We start from the raw sequence: 17,368 nt of genomic DNA, 5'->3' as shown, positions 1-17,368 counted from the left end.
CCATGCAACCGGTTGAAACAGCAGAAAAAAGGTCGTAATCTCATTTTTTTTCTTTACTTTTATAGTGATCGGATACACTTTATATTAAAAATCGGAATAATTTTTCTCATAACTGAAAACGCATGAAAAACCGGTATGTTCAACCTCTCCCCTGACCAGATCATCGACTATTTTAAAAAAAGCTATGCCGCTGTTGACGGCCTGTGGTTCATGAAAACCGAGGATGCCGACGGCTTCGACAAGGCGCTCGACGTTGATGAGAAAGTCTGGCAGATCATGCCGAAAATCCAGGCGAGAAAAATGAAGTCCTTTTCCAAGATGGACTGGGGAATCGACGCACTGCGTGAATGCTTTGAAGCGAAACTCTCACTCGACGGATTTGTCTTTACGACAGTCAACAACGGATCTTTTTTCGATATCAATGTATCCGAGTGCCCCTGGTACGACAAACTCGTACAATCAAACAGAGCCAACCTTGCAGAAAAGATCGGAAGCAGGATATGTACCGCCGAATATTCTGGATGGGCAAATGAGTTCGGGTGCTCATTTTCGTTTCTTGGCGAGGACAGGATCTGCAGAGAATGCAAATCCTGTTCGATGCGATTCAGCGAAAAGTGAAGCAGTAATCCGGCCATTTGAGCGATGACACCCATCAGCTCTGAGCCTGTCGAAGCGTGAGCGCTCATAGCTCGACAAGCTCACCACGATCGGCGTAAGTCTCAATCAATAAATAGCGTCCCACATTCTTGCCAAACGATCCAATGGCGTTGTGGGGCCAGTGCAATGCGGTAAGAAGGACCTGCCTGCCATCATGACTTTTTCCTCAACAAGTCTCCCTTTACCAGTTCCTCTTTGACGTCCACAATCACCAACCTGTTTGTCAACGCCCGTTTAACATTTACGCCGTCCAGTCCGGTTATCCCCCGAATGACGACCTCGAACGGCATTTTTTCCTTTCTTACCGGCAGCACGTTTAGGACATCGCCTTCACAGAATGGATTTTTAACGTCAATAACGATGCCTTTGCCGTCAAGTTTCTCGCGAACATGGCCGACGATCCGCTCATCGGGCGCCGGCCTGCTGTCGGCAATGTCCTGAAGTTCGTATTCTCCCGCGTAAAACCCGGTGGTGTAGGGCCGGTGGTCGAGACGGTCGAGCTCCTCGCGCCACTCCGGCCTCACGTCATAGGGTTCACCCGCCGCAAGACTGTCGAGCGCGGCGCGGTATATCTTGACAACAGAAGAAACGTAATGCACGCTCCGGTGCCGGCCCTCGATTTTAAGCGCGGCCGGTCCCGCCGCGATGATGCGGTCGAGAATGGGCAGGCAGCACAGGTCTTTTGAATTGAGGATAAACGCCTGCGACGGCACAGCGCCCTCGCCCGGTTCTTCGTTGACCGTGAGCCAATCGCCCGCATCGTTTTCATTGTCGTAAACAGGCGCGATCCGGTATTTGAAGCGGCACGGCTGGCGGCAGTCCCCGAAATTCGGGTGGCGCCTTGCCGTGTAAACGCCGAGCAGGCATCTGCCGGAAACGGACACGCACATGGCGCCGTGGATGAAAACCTCAACCTGTGCCTTTACAAAACGGCACAAACCCGCAATCTGCTCAAGCGTCAATTCTCGCGGCAGAATGATGCGGCGTATTCCCTGGGTGGCCCAAAATTCCATGGCTTTTGCGTTGAAGGTGCCGGTTTGGGTGCTCAGATGAAGCGGCACGGTGGGCGCAAATTCGTGGCAGAGGGCGATAACGCCCGGATCGCTTACGATAAAGGCATCGGGAAATATTTCCTGTTTGGCAAGAATCGCCATCTGCGCCTCCATTTCGCCGAGCGCCCTGTCGTCGGGCATGATGTTGAGCGCGGCATACACTTTTTTTCGAGACGCTTTTGCTATTTCGAGCAGAGCCTTGAGCTGGGCGGGCGTCGCGTTTGTCGTGCGGGCGCGAAGGTTATAACTCTCGAGGCCGATATATGCCGCGTCCGCGCCGTGGGCGAAAGCGGCCTCGGCGCATTCGATGTCCGCGGCGGGAGCGAGCAGTTCGGGGAGATTCATTTCTAAGTCCAAAAGAAAATTCACCACGGAGACACGGAGGACGCAAAGAGAACAAAAGGTTTAAAGTTGGAAGTTAAAAATTAAATGCATTTTTTTGTGTTGTCGCTTTCGACTTTCAACTTTCAACCTTCAACTTCCAACTCTATTTTATTTTTCTCTGCGCTCTCCGCGTCTCTGCGGTGAGGATCATTTCCCTGTCGCGGGAGATTTCGGGTCGGGCTGCGCCGGGGCCGGCTGTTTTTTCTGCGTGGTATCGGGCGGCTCCATTTTCAAGGCGAGAACTTCGGCGATTGCGGTTTCATAGTCTTCCTTGGGACGCAGCCCCGGGATATACAATACCACGGACTTTTCCTTGATAAAAAACACCGCGGGAATTGACGACACCCGGAAATAAGCCGCAATCCGCACTTGAACGTCGACGTTGATCTTCATTACTTTTATTTTCCCGGCGTATTTCTTTTTCAATTCCTCGATGGTGGGGGTCAGCATGCGGCACGGCATGCACCACGGCGCCCAGAAATCGACGAGCACCGGCACCTTTGACTTGACGATCATGTCGGCCAGGATGTCCGATGAGTCTAACGGCATTTTCTCGGGGGCGGCTTGCCGAAGGGGCTGGGCCAAGCAGAGCGCCGTTAACGCCGTGATGATCATCATGAATCGTGGAATCATTCTTCCGCCTTCTTTTTCACCGCGAGCGATTTTCGTTTTTCATTGCTGCGCACGATCTCCTCTTTCTTTCTGGCGTGCTCCGCGTTGGTCATGGAAAAATCATGGCTTCCCGAGCCGTCCCATTTGGCGACAAAATACAACATTTTCGTCTGCTCGGGGTTCAGCGCGGCGGTCAGCGAGGCGAGCCCCGGCGAACAGATGGGGCCCGGCGGCAGTCCCGCATGTAAACGGGTATTGTACGGGGACTGCACGGCAAGTTCGGACACATGCAGCGGCCCTGAGAATTTTCCTAAAATATATCTGGTGGTCGGGTCCGCGCCCAGCGGTATTCCTTTCTTGAGCCGGTTGTGAAACACGCCCGAAATCAAAGGTCTTTCGGCGGCGACGGCGGCCTCTTTTTCTATGATCGAAGCGAGAATCACCGCCTCGTGCCTCGTCAACGCTGCGCCTGCGTCCGGAGGTTGCGCGATGGCGGCGTATTTCTCGTTGAAGTGCTCTGTCATCCGCTTCACGATGTCTTCGGCGGTGATAGCGGGCGGTAAACGGTAGGTGTCGGGGAAAAGGTATCCTTCGAGCGTCGGCTCGTTGATGCCGCACGCCCGCGCAACGGCCGAGTCCTCGCACGCCTTTACAAATGCGGCCGAATCGACCTTCAATGTCCTTGCGACAATCTCCGCCGTCTGCCGCAGCGTTAGGCCTTCCGGAACGGTCAGCACAAGTTCGATGGGCTCGGCGTGCAAAAGCTGTGAGGCCGCGGCGGCAACGCCCTCCCCTTCGAAAAAAGACGCGCGCCCCGCCTGGATTTTTTTTTCGGTGCCGGCGAGCTTCATCCAGACGATCAGCGCCTTTGATGACGGTATCACGCGTTCCCGTTTAAGAGCGGCCGCGATATCGTGGAGCGGGGCGCCCTTCTCTATGGTAAACTCCACCTGCTTCCCGCGCGCATGAAGAGGGCCGAAAACATATCCCGCCGCTGCGGCGGCAACCAGCGTAAAAACGAGCAGCAGCAAAAACAGCTTTTTATACGTCAACACGAAGCGATAGAGCCACAAGGCGGCGTAAAAGGCGTAGCCCAGCGCGGCCAGAAAAAAAAGGGCGCCCGTTAACCATGTCCGGTACAGCGCCCTGAAAATGGGATTCTTCATGTCAGCTCGACCCCGGGCTCAGAATTGGTGTATTCCCCTCCGTAAATTACGCCCCGGGGGAAGCAAATGTCCTTTCCATCACGCGTCAGCCTTGCCATCATTGATCCGGCGCCTGCCCGCCCCCGCCGCTGGATTTCTGCAGCACGAAGTTGTAAAGGCTCTTTATCTTATCGTCGTCCGGTTTGAGCTTTTCAGCTTTTTCCAGCAGCGGCAGCGCGTCCGCGATCCGGTCCGTTTTGACATAACCGCGCGCAAGCTGGTACATATAGTCCGGGTTGCCCGCCTTCAGCGCGTTCGCCATTTCGAGGAAGACCATCGCGTCATTGAGCATGTGCTTGTTGAGCAGCGTGACGCCGATCTCCTCGCATGCGTCCGGGTTCGATGCGTCGCGCTGGATGAAGTTCTGGTACGCCTCGACCTCCTGCTTGATCTTCCCGAGTTTGCCGTACATCCGCCCCATCTCGAGCCACAGCTGCGGGATCGTGTCCTTGATGCTGAGGCCTTTTTTCAGGAGCGCCAGGGCCTTTTCCATGTTCGCGGGCTGCTTGGCATAGATGAGCCCCGCGCCGAAATAGTTGCGGTAGTCCTTCGGGTACTGGACGGTGTTTTCTTCATAGTATTTCGCGGCGGTCGCCGGACTTGACGCCTCGGCGAGCACCGCCTTTTCGTACGAGGCCTCGGGATCATTTACATCTGGCAATTTGGTGTAAGCCGCGAGAATGCTGGCGGCGTTCGCGTTATCGCCCGATTTTTCGTACGAATCGGCGAGCATGCGCAGCATCGCGGCCTGGTGCGGATATTTCTGCTTCTGCTCGCGGATCACCGAACGCATGCGTTCGAAGATCTCGGCGCTCTTGCGGTAATTTTTGGAGTAATAGTACGCACGGCCGTACAGATACAGGTATTCGAGGTCCTGGCTGTTGCCCTTTTCCGCCTTGTTAAGGTACTTGATCGTCTCCTCGTAGTCCTTCTTCTTGAAGGACTCGTCGGCGACGAGCAGCGCGATTTCGGGATCGGCGGACGACTTGGCCAGGTATTTTTTGTACGCCTCGATCGCGTCGTCCTTCCGCTTCTGCTTCATGTAGAGGTCGCCGAGCACTTTGCATTCCTGCGTGGCGTCCGGGTTGATGGCCACCACCTGCTGGTATGTGACGATGGCGTCCGCGGTGCTGCCCGCCTTGAGCTGGCAGCGCGCCAGCGCCGAGAGGATCGTTGTGTTGCGCTGGTCAAGCTGCAGGGCCTTGTTGTAGAACGCGATCGCCTTGGGCAGCAGCAGCTTTTTCTCGTAGATGGAGCCGAGCGTCGAATAGGTCTGCGCGTCGGCCTCGCCCGCGTTGACCGAATTGGTGAGCACCGTGAGCACTTCCTCGGGCGTTCCCCGCGAAACAACGAGCTCTGCATACCGTTTGTAAACGCCCTTAATGTTCGGATCGGCCTCGAGCGCTGCCCGGTACGCCAGAAACGCCGGGCTGAGCTCCTTCTGGTCGTACAGGTAATCGCCGAGGTCCTTCTGCGCCTCGGCGTCGCGCGGCCGCAGGGACAGATATTTCTTAAGGTTGGAAATGGCCGCGTCCTTGTCGTTGTCCTTGACCGCCATGTCGTACAGCGCCTTGAAGATGTCGGCGTTCGCCGGCTCGATCAAAACAAGCTCGTGGTACAGCTCCTTGGCCTTGGTAAAGTCTTTTCTCTGCATGCACGTCTGGGCGTACATGTTCAGGAAGGCGGTTTTCCGCGCCTCCTCGCCGCCGACCATGGCGAAATACTTCGCGGCTTCGTCGTAATTTTTCGCGTGATACTCCACTTCCCCGATCCAATACGCCACCGCATAGTCCTTGGGCTGCTTTTCAAGGTATTTCTTGTACACCGAAAGCGCCTGGTCGGTCTTTTTCTGCTGGATGTACATTTCACCGAGCATTTTGTACACGCCGATGTCCTGCGGGTTGACCTCCAGCACCTGCTCGTAGGTGACCGCGGCCTCGGTCATGCTACCGGCCTTCACCTGGCAGGAACCGAGCGCCATGAGGATGGCGGTGTTCTTGGGATCGCTCGAAAGCGCCTTCTGGAACATCTGGATGGCCTGCGGGTACATGCCCGCCTTCTGGTAGTGCATGCCCTGGATGTTGTACATGCCGGCGTCGGCCTCGCCCGCGGCGATGGCGCCCTTGAGCGCCGCGCTTATATCTTCGGTGAGCCCCTGCGCAGAGGCCATTTCGAAATACCGTTTGTAAATTCCCTTGACCGCCGGGTCAAGCGCGATCGCCTTGCGGTACGCCGCCAGCGAACCGGGGAAATCTTTTCTTTCGTACAAGAGATCGCCGAGATTTTTCTGCGCCCCGGCGTCGTTGGGCCTGAGCGCGGTGTATTTCTTGAGATAGGTCGCCGCGGCGCCCTTCTGCTCCGGGTCCTGAGAGGCGATGGTGTAAAGCGTCTTGTACACCTCGGCGTTTTGCGGCGTGAGAAGGGCGAGCTCGCCGTACAGTTCCTTCGCCTTTGCAAAGTCCTTTTTCTGGAAGCACGTCTGCCCGTACATACCGAGGAACGCCGCGGTGCGGGCCTGGTCTCCCACCACCATTCCCAGGTACCTGTACGCGTCGTCGTAATTCTTGTTTGTGTAGGCGAACTCGCCGACGATGTACGCGACCTCGTAGTCTTTCGGCTGCTTGTCGAGGTATTTTTTGTAAACGCTGATCGCCTGGTCCTTTTTGCCCTGCTTGAGATACATGTCGCCGAGCATCTTATTTACGCGTGCGTCGGCCGGGTTGAGCGCAAGCACCTGCTCGTAGGTGACCGAGGCCTCGGTCATCGCGCCGATTTTCACCTGGCAGCCGGCAAGCGCCATGAGCACGGCCGTGTTCTTCGGATCCGACTGCAGCGCTTTCTGATACATCGGAATCGCCTTGGCGCAGGCGCCCTGCCGCTCGTAATAATTCCCCTGCGCCGCGTACATGCCTGCGTCGGCCTCGCCGGCGTTGATGGCGCCGGAAAGCGCCGCGGCGATGTCGGTCTGGATTCCCAGCGCGGTCGCCAGCTCGAAATACCGCTTGTAAAGTCCTTTGACGGTCGGGTCAAGCGCGATCGCCTTGCGGTACGCCGTGAGCGCGCCGCTGGCGTCCTTCTGATCGTAGCACATGTCACCCAGAGTGCGCTGGGCGGTCGCATCGCTCGGCTTCAGCGCGACATATTTCTTGAGGTACCCGGCGGCCTGGCCCTTTTGCGTGCTGTCCTGCAGCGCGATGGTGTAAAGGGTCTTGAACACCTCGGCGTTCAGCGGTGTCAGCAGGGCAAGCTGGTTCATGAGCGCCGATGCCCGGACATAGTTCTTGGCAAAATAGCACGCCTGGCCGAAATGCATCAGGAAATCCGGCTGACGGGTGTCTTCGCCGGTCACCATGGCAAAATAGCGCGCCGCCTCGTCGTAGTTCTTCTGTTTGTAGGCGTACTCGCCCACCGCCCGGGCCACCCTCGAGTCGTCTCTCCTCTTGTCAAGGTATTTCTTGAACACGCCCACGGCATCGGCTTCCTTGTTCCGCTTCATATACAGCTCGCCGAGCGCCTTGTATTCGTCAATCGCGTTTGCGTTGAGCGCGAGCACCTGCTCGTACGACACGATGGCGCCGTCCACGTCGCCCACCCTGGCCTGGCACTGGGCCAGCCCGGAGATCACGGGCATGTTCCTCGGGTCCTTGGCAAGCGCCTTCTGATAGAGCTCTATCGCCTTGGGACAGAGACCCTGTTTCTGGTACACACCGCCGAGCATGGCATACATGTTCCCGTCGGCCTCGCCCGCGTTCACCGCGCCGGCGAGCGCGGTCGCCAGCTCCTCCTTGAGCCCTTTGGCGATCACGATGTCGGCATACGGTTTGTAAACGCCCTTGATGGTCGGATCAAGCTTGATCGCGGCACGGAACGCCATGAGCGCCGCGTCGTAGTTTTTCACCTCGTAGTAGAGGTTCCCCAGGTTGCGCTGCGCCACCGCGTCGTTGGGATTGAAGGCGATGTACTTCTTGAGATAGCCGGCCGCCATGGCCTTGTCACCGCTGTTAAGCGTGATCTCGTAGAGGCTTTTGAACACCTCGGGGTTCTGCGGGGTGAGCACCGAAAGCTCTTTGTAAATGTCGAACGCCTGCTTGTATTCCCGCTGCGCGAGCAGGTACGCGCCCAGGCGCAGGCGCGACTCGACGTTGGTCTTGTCCATCTCCACGATCTTCTTGTCGGCGTACGACATGTTGACCGGGTCGTTGAGCTGCTTGTAGCAGTACGCGAGCTGCTTCCAGTATTCCACGTCGAACGGCTTTTTCCCCACGAGAAAATCGAGCTGCTCCTTGGCCTCCTTGTAACGGTCGCTGCGTAAAAACGCCTTCGACAGCACCACCCTCGGCTCGATGAGGGACGGATCGAGCCGTATCGCCGATTCCGCCGCGTCAATGGCCTTGTCCCACTGCTCGAGGGCCGCCGCCGCCGCAGACATGCCGGCCGCCGCCTTGACGTTCTTGTCGATGATGTAGCTTTTTTCGTAGTACCTGAGCGCGTCGGTGTATTTCTTCGACTTGAGGCTGTAATCGCCGAGCGTGATGAATATCTTCGGATCGTTCGGGTTAATGGTGGTTATCTTTTCGTAAATCTGCCGCGCCTTGTCGGGCGCACCGCTTTTCTGGTACAGGTCGGCCAGCCGGGCGTACGCCTCCACGTTCTTGTTGTCGGTGGCGAGCGCCTTTTCGAGGCATGCGATCGCCTTGGGCATGTTGCCCGCACCGCTGTACGCATCGGCGAGGAGAAACTGTATTTCGGGCACCCTTGTGCCCTCGGAATCAGCGGCCGCGATGTAACGGAAATGCACGAGCGCCGACTCGTAATTCTTTTTTTCGAGGTCGGCGTTTCCCGCCTTGAGGTGCGCGGTGGTGGCTTCGGGAGACTTGTCGGGACCGAAGGCGTCGGCGGCTGCGCGGTAGGCCTTGAGCGCCGCGTCCATGCTGCCGGTTTTCTCCTGGCATATGGCGCGGTTGTACTGGTCCATGGCCGACAGCCTCACCTTGTCGGCGACCTTTTCATATTCGTTGGCCGCGGCAAGGAACTTGTCTTTAAGGAAATACGCGCGGGCCAGGTCGAGGTTGGCGGCGTAAAAGTTGGGATTGCGGGAAATGGCCTCTTTTAAATAAAAAATCGCTGAATCAATCTTGTTTGACTCAAGCAGGGAACGGCCAATCTTGTATGCGTCCTCAGGGTTCGGATTGGAGGCGTAGGCCACTTTTAAAAGGGGAATCGCCTTTTTATATTCCTTCTGCTGCCAGTAGATCTCGGCTAGCCCGCGGCTTGCCGCGGCGTTGCTGGGGTCGGACTGAATGACCTTTTCGAGGGCCTCCTGCGCATCAGCCGGCCTCTTGAGCGCCATGCACGCCTTGGCGTATTCCCAGCTTGCCTCGCCGGTCGACTGCAGGTCCATCGCCTTTTTGGCAAAAGTCAAGGCATTGTCGGGCTGGTTGAGTTTGTTGTAGACGCGCGCGATGCCGAGCTGGGCGTCGTAGCTTTTCACGTCCATACGCGAGGCGACCAGGAAGCACGCGAGCGCCTTTTCGGTGGTACCGAGTTCCTCGTTGGCGATGCCGATCTTCACCCAGACATCGGCGGTGCGCGCCGTGGAGGGAAGCTTTGCGTCGGCATAGGCGACGGCGTCGGAATACTTCTTCGACTTGATGAGTTGGTCCAGCGTCATATCGGCATACGCCGTGACTGATGCGATGCAAATTAAAAAGAAAAATGCGCGAACACCCGCCCCACTGATCTTCATAATGCTCCCCTTTTAACCTTATTTCATGGTTCCAGCGATAAGATACCTCTTCATTAAAATAAAAAAAGGCGCTCTCTTAGTAAAATTAGTTTATTATACCGGTTAACTCACACTATAAAATGAAGTGAGCGACAGATTTTCCGCCGCTTTCAGTTGCCCTTATATTTATAATCGTCCCTTATTAAATTACAAAGGGGAGAATATCTTTCATCCCAACGACGTATATGACACGGTATTGCTGCATCGATTATTTTACAGCAGGGAAAGAAGATCGGGCAATCGCTCCGGCTCTGCCGGAGAGGAAAGTCCGGGCACCGCAGGACAGGATACCCTTCGTCAAGCAGGGGGCGCGGGTCACCCGCGCACGGAAAGTGTCACAGAGAACAGACCGCCCCGCGCTTGGAGCAATCCCGGCGCGGAGTGAGACGTGAAAAGGCGGGGTAAGAGCCCACCGCATGCGGCGGCAACGCGGCATGGCTGAAAAACCCTATCCGGTGCAAGACCAAGCATGGAGGAGGCGCCCGCAAGGGCGCGGAGGCTGTCCGTCTCCCATTCCTTCGGGTAGGTCGCTCAATGCCGGCGCGCAGGCGCCGGCCAGATAAATGATTGCTAGAACAGAACCCGGCTTACGGATCTTCTTTCCCTTTTTTTACCATGTATGGACATGAATGCCGGGATTTTAACTAAGGACAATTTTCTTTTTTTAGTAAGAGCACTTTTAGCATGGACTGCCAGCGGCGATCCGCAGTGAAATCGTATTCCACCTTCCTGAGTATGCCGCCCGAGGGGCGGACCACCTTAACCACTATCAGCCGATGAACCGTTTTTCAGCAACATTTATCCCGCCGCTTGCCGCGCTGCTGCTGGTTTTTCTGTCTGTCAAAGCGGACACGGTTCCCGAACCGCCCAAGGACACCATCGGTCCGGTGCCGGAAAACGACACCATCGTTTCCATCACCATCAACGGGAACCTCATCACCCAGTCGCGGATTCTCAGGATGTATCTCCACCTCGACAGCGGCGCCGTTTTCGATTCTGCCCGCACCGCCGCCGGCCAGAAGCAGCTCATGAACACCGATCTTTTCTCCAGCGTCAAGGTGTTCAATATCCGTAAGAAAGACGGCGTGTACGTATATGTGCTTGTAAAGGAACTTCTGTCCGTCCAGCCTGACTATTCCTTTTATTACAGCAAGGGCGTTTACGGCGACACGAGCGACTATTGGTGGAAGATGAGGCTCGGGATGTCGCTGTACAATTTCAGGGGACTGTTTGAGACCCTTTCGATTCGCGGAACGTTCTGGACCGAACGGGGCATCGGCATTTCGTGGAGCAAGCCGTTTCTGCCGTCCCCCTATGGCGCCGGGGTAACCGTTGACTACAACGAATCCCCGGACCTGGGTGAGCCGCGACAGCGGAAAGTGGCAAACGGAAAAGTGTCATTTTCACGTAAACTGCCCGCGGATTCGCGCATCTACGCCGCCTTCGGCGGGTCGTACAACCGGATAGACAGCGTTCCGCAAAACAATCTCATCACATCGTTTTCGGAGGCGACGTTTGTGTTGGGGTTCACCACCGACCAGCGGAACAGGTCGTTCGACCCCACGAGTGGCTGGAACTTCCTGTCGCAGGCCTTTACCAATGCGATGTACACGCAATATCTCAGATATCTGCAGCTGTACTCCGATTTCAGGCTGTATCACCAGGGCTTTTGGCAGAGCAATGTCATGGCATACCGGCTCCAGGCCCTGCTCCGCTCCAACGACGCGGGTCCATACCGGAACCTGTACATGGGCGGCGACGGCAGCGTGAGAGGGTACCCCGCGAATTATTTCGGCCGTTCCTACGAAATGAACGATTACGTTATTCTTTCCGCGGAGTACCGGTTTCCGCTCTGGACAACGCCCACCTTTGATGCCTGGTTTTTCTCGAATCTCAACGATGCCTTCAGGAACGGGGTTTTCGGATATATCAACGACATGTTCAGGGACTTTTATTTCCGCGTTGACGGCGCGGTCATCGGCGACGCCGGACACATCTGGCACGACATACGGCATCCCATGGGCATCCGCGAAAACGGCGGCGGCGCCGGGACCGGTTTCCGCATCATAGCGCCGACCGTCCGCCGCAGCCTCTGCTTCGACATCGTCTGGAACGTTCCGGGAACCAGCGATCCGTACCACACCCCGTTTTATGCGGTGCCGTCGCTGTATTTGTATCTGGACATGTATTTCTGATTTTTGTTGAATTATAAAATTGAGTTGGGCGTTCCCCAGTCGCGTAAGGCTTGGCGTAAGTCAACCACCATTCCCTTTTTATCATCGCCCCCAGCGCCAACCCCGTAGATTTATTTTGGATTTTATAAAAGGAGGCTGTGGAAGCCCGCACCCCCAGGGGGCCTTCACCGCCATAAGGATAATTATGGACTATAGTTTGACAAAGCAGGAAAATGGTTCGTCAGACACTTACTTTAAGTGCCTTGATGAACTCCTCCTCAGACTTGAAGGTCTTCATCAGGCGGTCGATGCCCACCATCTCGAGCACCTTTCGCACCTGGTTGTCCTTGGCGATGATGTACACCGAGCCCTTGTTTTCCTGCACGTCGCACAGGCAGTGGATGAAGATGCTGATGCCCGCGCTGTCGAGGTAAGTGGTCTTCTCGAGGTTGAACACAAAATGGTGGTGCCCGGCCTTGATGCTGTTGAAGATGTCGTCGTCAAGCTTTTTCGTGTTCTCCTCGGAGTCGATGTTGCCGATGATGTGGATCATCTTGAACGGGCCCTTGTTTTCGATTTCGTACTTCATGAAAATTCCTTTCAGGGTTTTTTACGATGTTAATGAGTGGTATGATTTAATTGTATTGATGTAGAGGGGAAAAGACAAGGGAATTTTTATTATGAATTTTAAAAAAGCCAATTAAATGTTTTAGCATATCTCTCATGGCTCAATATTTTGCTCACGATATAACACCCAAAAAAAGCCGATAGCAAGTATAAAGAAGGCAGTAAACCCAATTTTTTGATATAATCCATGGCCCCATATCCATAATAAAATTCCGGCTATAGCCAATAAAGAAAATATAGCTGGAAATGATTTAAAAAGCCATCCAAGCAAATCAGCTATGTCAGAAAGTAGAGCTTCAATCCACTTCATTTTTAATTCTTCCTTTCTTCGCATGACAGCTTTTTATTGATACTTTTTTTCTTTCAATCAGCAATCCTCATTCCGCAATCTACAATTTCTTCAACCTCGCCCCGAACATACCATCCATCCTATGCTCCCACGGCGTGATCCGCAAATACCCCTTCATATCCACAAACGTTTCCGGAATCGCGGCCGGCGGCTTTTCAAGCGCGAATTCGGCATGGTCTTTCAAGAATCCTTCAACCACCTGTTCGTTTTCCTCGGGCTCCAGGGAGCAGGTCGAATACACCATCGCCCCGCCTTTTGCGACAATGGCGGCGCTCGCATCCAGAAGTTTTCTCTGGAGCGCGGCCAGCCGCGGAATGTCGCTCTCCCCTTTTATCCACCTGCCTTCGGGATGCCGGTGAAGAACGCCGGTGCCGGAGCAGGGCGCATCAAGCAGCACTTTGGAAAATGCGCCGGATTTAAACGGCAGAGACACGCCGTCGCACAAACACGGCAGCACGTTGGCAAGCCTGAGCCGCCGCACCGTTTCAATGGCCGCGTTCATGCGGTTCTTGCGCAATTCGCATGCGACAACCGCGCCGCTGCCGCCGGTCAATTCGGCCGCAAGCGCGCTTTTTCCTCCCGGCGCGCTGCACACATCCAGCATCCGGTCGTTTTGCGTAATGTCAAGCAGGGCGACCACCCATCCGGACGACGGCGCCTGCACCGTGCACGCGCCTTCCTTGAAAAGCGGGAGCGTTTCGGGCATGACCTGCCTGTTGAGCTTGTAATAGAGGTTGAGGTATCCGCCGGCGCTGTCGCAAAATTCCTTTGACTCTGTTTCGAACTGCGGCCTCGAGAGACCGTGGAGTTTTCGGCGTAAAAAGATGTCGGGTCTCTCGTTGTTGAACGACAGCAGTAGTTTTGTTTTCGTCAGGCCGAGCCTCGAAAGCCAGCGCAAGACCATCCATTTGGGATGGGAAAATTCAACGGACAGCCGCTGCCCGAGGTCTTTTTGCGGGTCAGGCAGTTTGATGCGCTTTCGGTCCTTGATCATGGCGCGCAGCGTGGCGTTCACCAGGCCCGCGCTGTGCATGGTGCGCCTTGCCAGCCGCGTGAGGTTCACCGACTCGTTGACGCTTGCGTGGTCCGGAACGCGGTCCATGTATAAAATCTGGTACGCACCGATTTCCAGAATGCGCATGATATACTGGTTTTGAAGCACGGCCGGGTCCTGCACGAATTGGCCCAGCACATGGTCGAGCGTGAGACGGCGGCGCACGACGCCGTTCACCAGTTCGAACACAAAGCGCCTGTCGCGGTGGTCAAGGGAGCTCTGTGACAGTTCGCGGTCGATCGCGTTGTCGAGAATGCCCGGCCTTTTGTCCCAAGCCTGGAGGATGCGGAGCGCTATGCCGCGGGAGTTCATGAGAACCTCGTTCCCTGGGATATTCCCCTGCCGCGAACAAAGTCCGCGGCAGGCATGGATTTTTTTCCTTCGGGTTTCACCCTAAGCACTCTGAGTCTGCCCGATCCGCATTGCACGTCAAATCCGTCGGCGCCGATCTCATACACCGTGCCGGCTTCGACGGCACGCGCGGCGCCGGTACCGACAGGAATTCCCCACTCGATGCCGATGCGCAGGTGATCGAGAAACGTGAACGTGCCGGGAAACGGCTTGAACGCCCTGATCCTGTTGAAAATTTCTGGGGCGGCCATGTCCCATGAAATCTTCCCCTCGGATTTCAATAGTTTTGGCGCGCCGCATGCCAGTGAATCATCCTGGACGATGAACTTCGTTTTCCCCTCTTTGATAAGCTCCAGCGCTTCGCCAAGCGCCTCGGCCCCGAGCTTTGAGAGGCGTCCGCTTAATTCCGGCGTCGTTTCATCATCCGCAATGGTGGTTTTTTTTAAGAGAACCATTTCGCCGGTGTCCACTCCCTGGTTGATGCGGAAAATGGTTACGCCGGTTTCTGTTTCGCCCGCGGCAATGGCGCGCTGGATCGGCGCTGGTCCCCGGTATCGCGGGAGAAGCGACGCGTGTATATTGTAGGTGCCGAGGGGCGGAATGCTGAAAACGGTTTTTGGGAGAATGCGAAATGCGACGACGATGAAAACATCAGCCTTGGTTTTTTTCAATTCCTCCGCAAAAGAGTCTGATGAGAGTTTTTCGGGAGTAAAAACGGGCGACAGTCCCTTTTGGCGGGCAAATTCAACCACCGGAGAATCCGCAAGCGCCAGTCCACGGCCCTTTTCGCGCGCAGGCGTACTCACTATTCCGGCAATGGAATGACCCTTTTTCGTTATTTCTTCGATGGCCGGAATGCCGAACTCGGACGATCCCATGAAAACAACGCGCACAAGCCCCTCCATTTTAAATCCGCTAAGAAAATATATGATAGTACCCGGTCAAGGACAGCAAGGTTATTCTTGCAATGTAAAGGTGCCATAAGTTAATTTCCATCAAGAGTTTTAAATTCAAAAAGATACAAGAAACTGGTAATAATCATCTTAAGATAAGGAGAATCCATGGCATCCCCGTCCTTTTCACCTGTTGCCGACCTTACCGCCTACTGCCGTTTTTGCCAGAAAACCCTTCCGGCACAACTCGACAGAAGCATTGCGGGCAACGGCAGATTGCTGGATAAAGAAGCGACCTTTGAATATTTTTGCACAAAATGCCGTAAAACCTTCTGCTATTCCGGGAAAGACCTTCTCGCCTCGGAAGAAGCTGTTAAAAAAGACTGTCCGACCCGGGACTATATCCCAAAAAATCATTATGTTATAGGAGAAACAATAACCCACAAGAAATTCAAGGACAAAGGCCTTGTTGTGGGAAAAGACAAAGGTGTTCCAACGCGTATTTTAGTGCAATTCGAAAAATCCGGGCTCAGGAAACTGGTTGAGGATATTTAATAAAATCAGCTTTTCCTCTTTCGTGGAAAAAGAGATTTTCCATTGATGCGGCATTGCAGGAAAATACTATTTCTTTTCTCTGTGATTTTTTTCGCTTTCCCTGCCGTTTCAACTTTTGCGGCAACCACTTCCGCCAAGCAGGACTCCTCCTCCCGCAGGGCCGCCGCCGATAAACAAATAACACCATCCTCAGATTCATTGCTCGCAATTGAAGATTCTGTGGAAAAGCCTTTGGCTCCGGCGCAGAGCAAGGCTTCGAACACGCGCCAAAAATCGTCAGCAGATTCCCTCGCCCTTTTCAAGGCCCCGTCTTCCCGCGACAGCCTCGCTCAAAACGCCCGGCAAATGTTCCGCAGTTTGGGGAATTTTCATAGGGCAATGGGAATCTACAATATTTCGGCAGGAGTCCTTGCCGTGATCGCGGGCGCTGCAATTCTGGAAAAGCAGGATATACTCCCCTTCTCCCTTTCCCTGGTCACCCTTGGCGGCATCACCGTGGGCATAGGCATATGGGAAATAACCATTGCCCGAACATTGAGCAGACAGTGAAGGATTGTAGAAGGTAAATTGAAGATTGCAGAATCGAAAAATATTGGAATTTGTCCAGCTGACCGCTGATTTCCGACCGCCGGATCCTGGCCGCTGTCTTTCAGAATCCTACCAGTAAACTCAATGAAAACGCTGGATCAATGTCGTCACGCAGCTGTAGTGCGGCGTCGATCCCCACGTCGGAAATGCCGATAGGCGCGTTGATGCCGACGCCGAAGGAAAAACCTGCCCAATTTGACTTCTGGTAATTGTCGTTGCTCTCGCCCCTGAGCACTTTGAGCTGCGCCTCGAGGTCGGGCTCGGCAAAGGAGTATCCGGCGCGGACAAGCAGATACTTTTTGTAAACCGCGAGCTCGGCGCCCAGCTTGTAGATGAGAAAACCGTCGGCAGGCTGCTGCAGATCGAGGCCGACCCTGAGGCTCGGGACATACACCGGCGAGTAGGAAACCCCGGCCGAAACCGAGAGCGGCAGCTTGAGGTCTTCAGTCTGGTCAGAGTATTCCGCGACCATCAAGCCGGCGTTGTCGAGAACGAGTCCGGCAATCACCCGCGAATTCAGCCACCGGTACTGCATTCCCGCCTGCACGGCAACGGCGTCGGCCGAGTAATGCTCGCTGGTGCTGCTCCCGATGTAATGGTGCACTCCTTTGAGCGTGCCGCCGATCGACAGGTTTTCCCACACGATTTTCGACCATGAAAGCCCACCCACGATCGCATACGAATTCCATGTAACGCCGGTTTGGAGCGGGGTGCCGTCGACGTTTTCCACTTGCTCCTTGAGCGAGCCGAAGGACACGTCCACGAGATGGATGCTGAACACCCCAAGATTTAAATAAGGCATGGCAAACCCGAGCGGCGCGCCCCAGACATCATCGACAATGGAACGGAATCCGCACGCCGCCTCTCGTTTGGTGATATAGCCGGCTGCGGCGGGGTTATAGGTAATACCGTATAAATCATTCGGCATTGCAACGGACACGCCGCCCATCGCAATGGTGCGGCTGTCGTAATCAAGATTTAGGAAGGGAAATGCCGTCGTGCCGGCCATGTCGTACTGTGAAAAGACAGGAGCGGACAGAGACAGGCCGCAGCATGCGGCACACAGGATTTTTCTTACCACG

The 17,368-nt window shown here is 55.3% G+C and carries 14 protein-coding genes and 1 other RNA gene; 5 read left to right on the top strand and 10 right to left on the bottom strand.

Annotated elements, in window-relative coordinates:
- Positions 1–135 precede the first annotated feature (135 nt).
- Positions 136–618 (top strand): DUF6125 family protein, encoded by a 483-nt coding sequence (locus VLX68_01370; protein HUI90871.1) that lies wholly within the window; start codon positions 136–138, stop codon positions 616–618.
- Positions 619–809: 191 nt separating this feature from the next.
- Here the strand turns inward: VLX68_01370 and VLX68_01365 are convergent, their stop codons facing one another.
- From VLX68_01365 to VLX68_01350, 4 genes are all read right to left on the bottom strand, one after another.
- Positions 810–2,054, bottom strand: a complete 1,245-nt coding sequence (locus VLX68_01365; GenBank protein ID HUI90870.1) for a U32 family peptidase C-terminal domain-containing protein — start codon at positions 2,052–2,054, stop codon at positions 810–812.
- Between the two features lie 186 nt (positions 2,055–2,240).
- Complete coding sequence (gene trxA / locus VLX68_01360) at positions 2,241–2,726, bottom strand: thioredoxin (protein ID HUI90869.1); 486 nt, start codon at positions 2,724–2,726, stop codon at positions 2,241–2,243.
- On the bottom strand, positions 2,723–3,871 hold the full coding sequence (mltG, locus tag VLX68_01355) for an endolytic transglycosylase MltG (GenBank protein ID HUI90868.1): 1,149 nt from the start codon (positions 3,869–3,871) through the stop codon (positions 2,723–2,725). Before mltG ends, trxA begins: the two co-directional genes overlap by 4 nt.
- Before the next feature lie 97 nt (positions 3,872–3,968).
- Entirely contained in the window at positions 3,969–9,656 is a 5,688-nt protein-coding gene (locus tag VLX68_01350; GenBank protein ID HUI90867.1) for a tetratricopeptide repeat protein, read from the bottom strand.
- A gap of 263 nt (positions 9,657–9,919) precedes the next feature.
- On the opposite strand from VLX68_01350, the gene rnpB reads away from it, so the two are divergent.
- Together rnpB and VLX68_01340 are read left to right on the top strand one after the other, a co-directional pair.
- An RNA gene (gene rnpB, locus VLX68_01345) (RNase P RNA component class A) lies at positions 9,920–10,301 on the top strand.
- Positions 10,302–10,471: 170 nt separating this feature from the next.
- Complete coding sequence (locus VLX68_01340; protein ID HUI90866.1) at positions 10,472–11,890, top strand: BamA/TamA family outer membrane protein; 1,419 nt, start codon at positions 10,472–10,474, stop codon at positions 11,888–11,890.
- A gap of 220 nt (positions 11,891–12,110) precedes the next feature.
- Here VLX68_01340 and VLX68_01335 read toward each other — a convergent pair whose 3' ends face one another.
- From VLX68_01335 to fmt, 4 genes are all read right to left on the bottom strand, one after another.
- On the bottom strand, positions 12,111–12,458 hold the full coding sequence (locus VLX68_01335) for an STAS domain-containing protein (protein ID HUI90865.1): 348 nt from the start codon (positions 12,456–12,458) through the stop codon (positions 12,111–12,113).
- A 132-nt stretch (positions 12,459–12,590) separates the two neighbouring features.
- On the bottom strand, positions 12,591–12,830 hold the full coding sequence (locus VLX68_01330) for a hypothetical protein (GenBank protein HUI90864.1): 240 nt from the start codon (positions 12,828–12,830) through the stop codon (positions 12,591–12,593).
- A 55-nt stretch (positions 12,831–12,885) separates the two neighbouring features.
- Positions 12,886–14,211: a 16S rRNA (cytosine(967)-C(5))-methyltransferase RsmB gene (rsmB, locus tag VLX68_01325; GenBank protein HUI90863.1), complete on the bottom strand. Its 1,326-nt coding sequence runs from the start codon at positions 14,209–14,211 to the stop codon at positions 12,886–12,888.
- Positions 14,208–15,143 carry a methionyl-tRNA formyltransferase gene (gene fmt / locus VLX68_01320; GenBank protein HUI90862.1) on the bottom strand — a complete coding sequence of 312 codons (936 nt, stop codon included), beginning with the start codon at positions 15,141–15,143 and terminating at the stop codon, positions 14,208–14,210. Before fmt ends, rsmB begins: the two co-directional genes overlap by 4 nt.
- Before the next feature lie 168 nt (positions 15,144–15,311).
- Here fmt and VLX68_01315 point away from each other — a divergent pair, with 168 nt between their 5' ends.
- Positions 15,312–15,698, top strand: a complete 387-nt coding sequence (locus tag VLX68_01315) for a hypothetical protein (protein HUI90861.1) — start codon at positions 15,312–15,314, stop codon at positions 15,696–15,698.
- A 5-nt stretch (positions 15,699–15,703) separates the two neighbouring features.
- Here the strand turns inward: VLX68_01315 and VLX68_01310 are convergent, their stop codons facing one another.
- Entirely contained in the window at positions 15,704–16,000 is a 297-nt protein-coding gene (locus VLX68_01310) for a hypothetical protein (protein HUI90860.1), read from the bottom strand.
- A 76-nt stretch (positions 16,001–16,076) separates the two neighbouring features.
- Between VLX68_01310 and VLX68_01305 the strand changes: the two genes are divergently transcribed.
- A complete protein-coding gene (locus VLX68_01305; protein ID HUI90859.1) occupies positions 16,077–16,247 on the top strand; it encodes a hypothetical protein in 171 nt (56 codons plus the stop codon).
- 100 nt (positions 16,248–16,347) lie between these two features.
- On the opposite strand, the gene VLX68_01300 is transcribed toward VLX68_01305, so the two are convergent.
- Positions 16,348–17,367 (bottom strand): PorV/PorQ family protein, encoded by a 1,020-nt coding sequence (locus VLX68_01300; GenBank protein HUI90858.1) that lies wholly within the window; start codon positions 17,365–17,367, stop codon positions 16,348–16,350.
- Position 17,368 lies beyond the last annotated feature (1 nt).

The sequence above is a fragment of the Chitinivibrionales bacterium genome (assembly GCA_035516255.1).
Taxonomy (GTDB): Bacteria; Fibrobacterota; Chitinivibrionia; order Chitinivibrionales; family FEN-1185; genus FEN-1185.
Note: the sequence above shows the minus strand (reverse complement) of the source record. Positions and strands in the feature narration are given on the sequence as shown.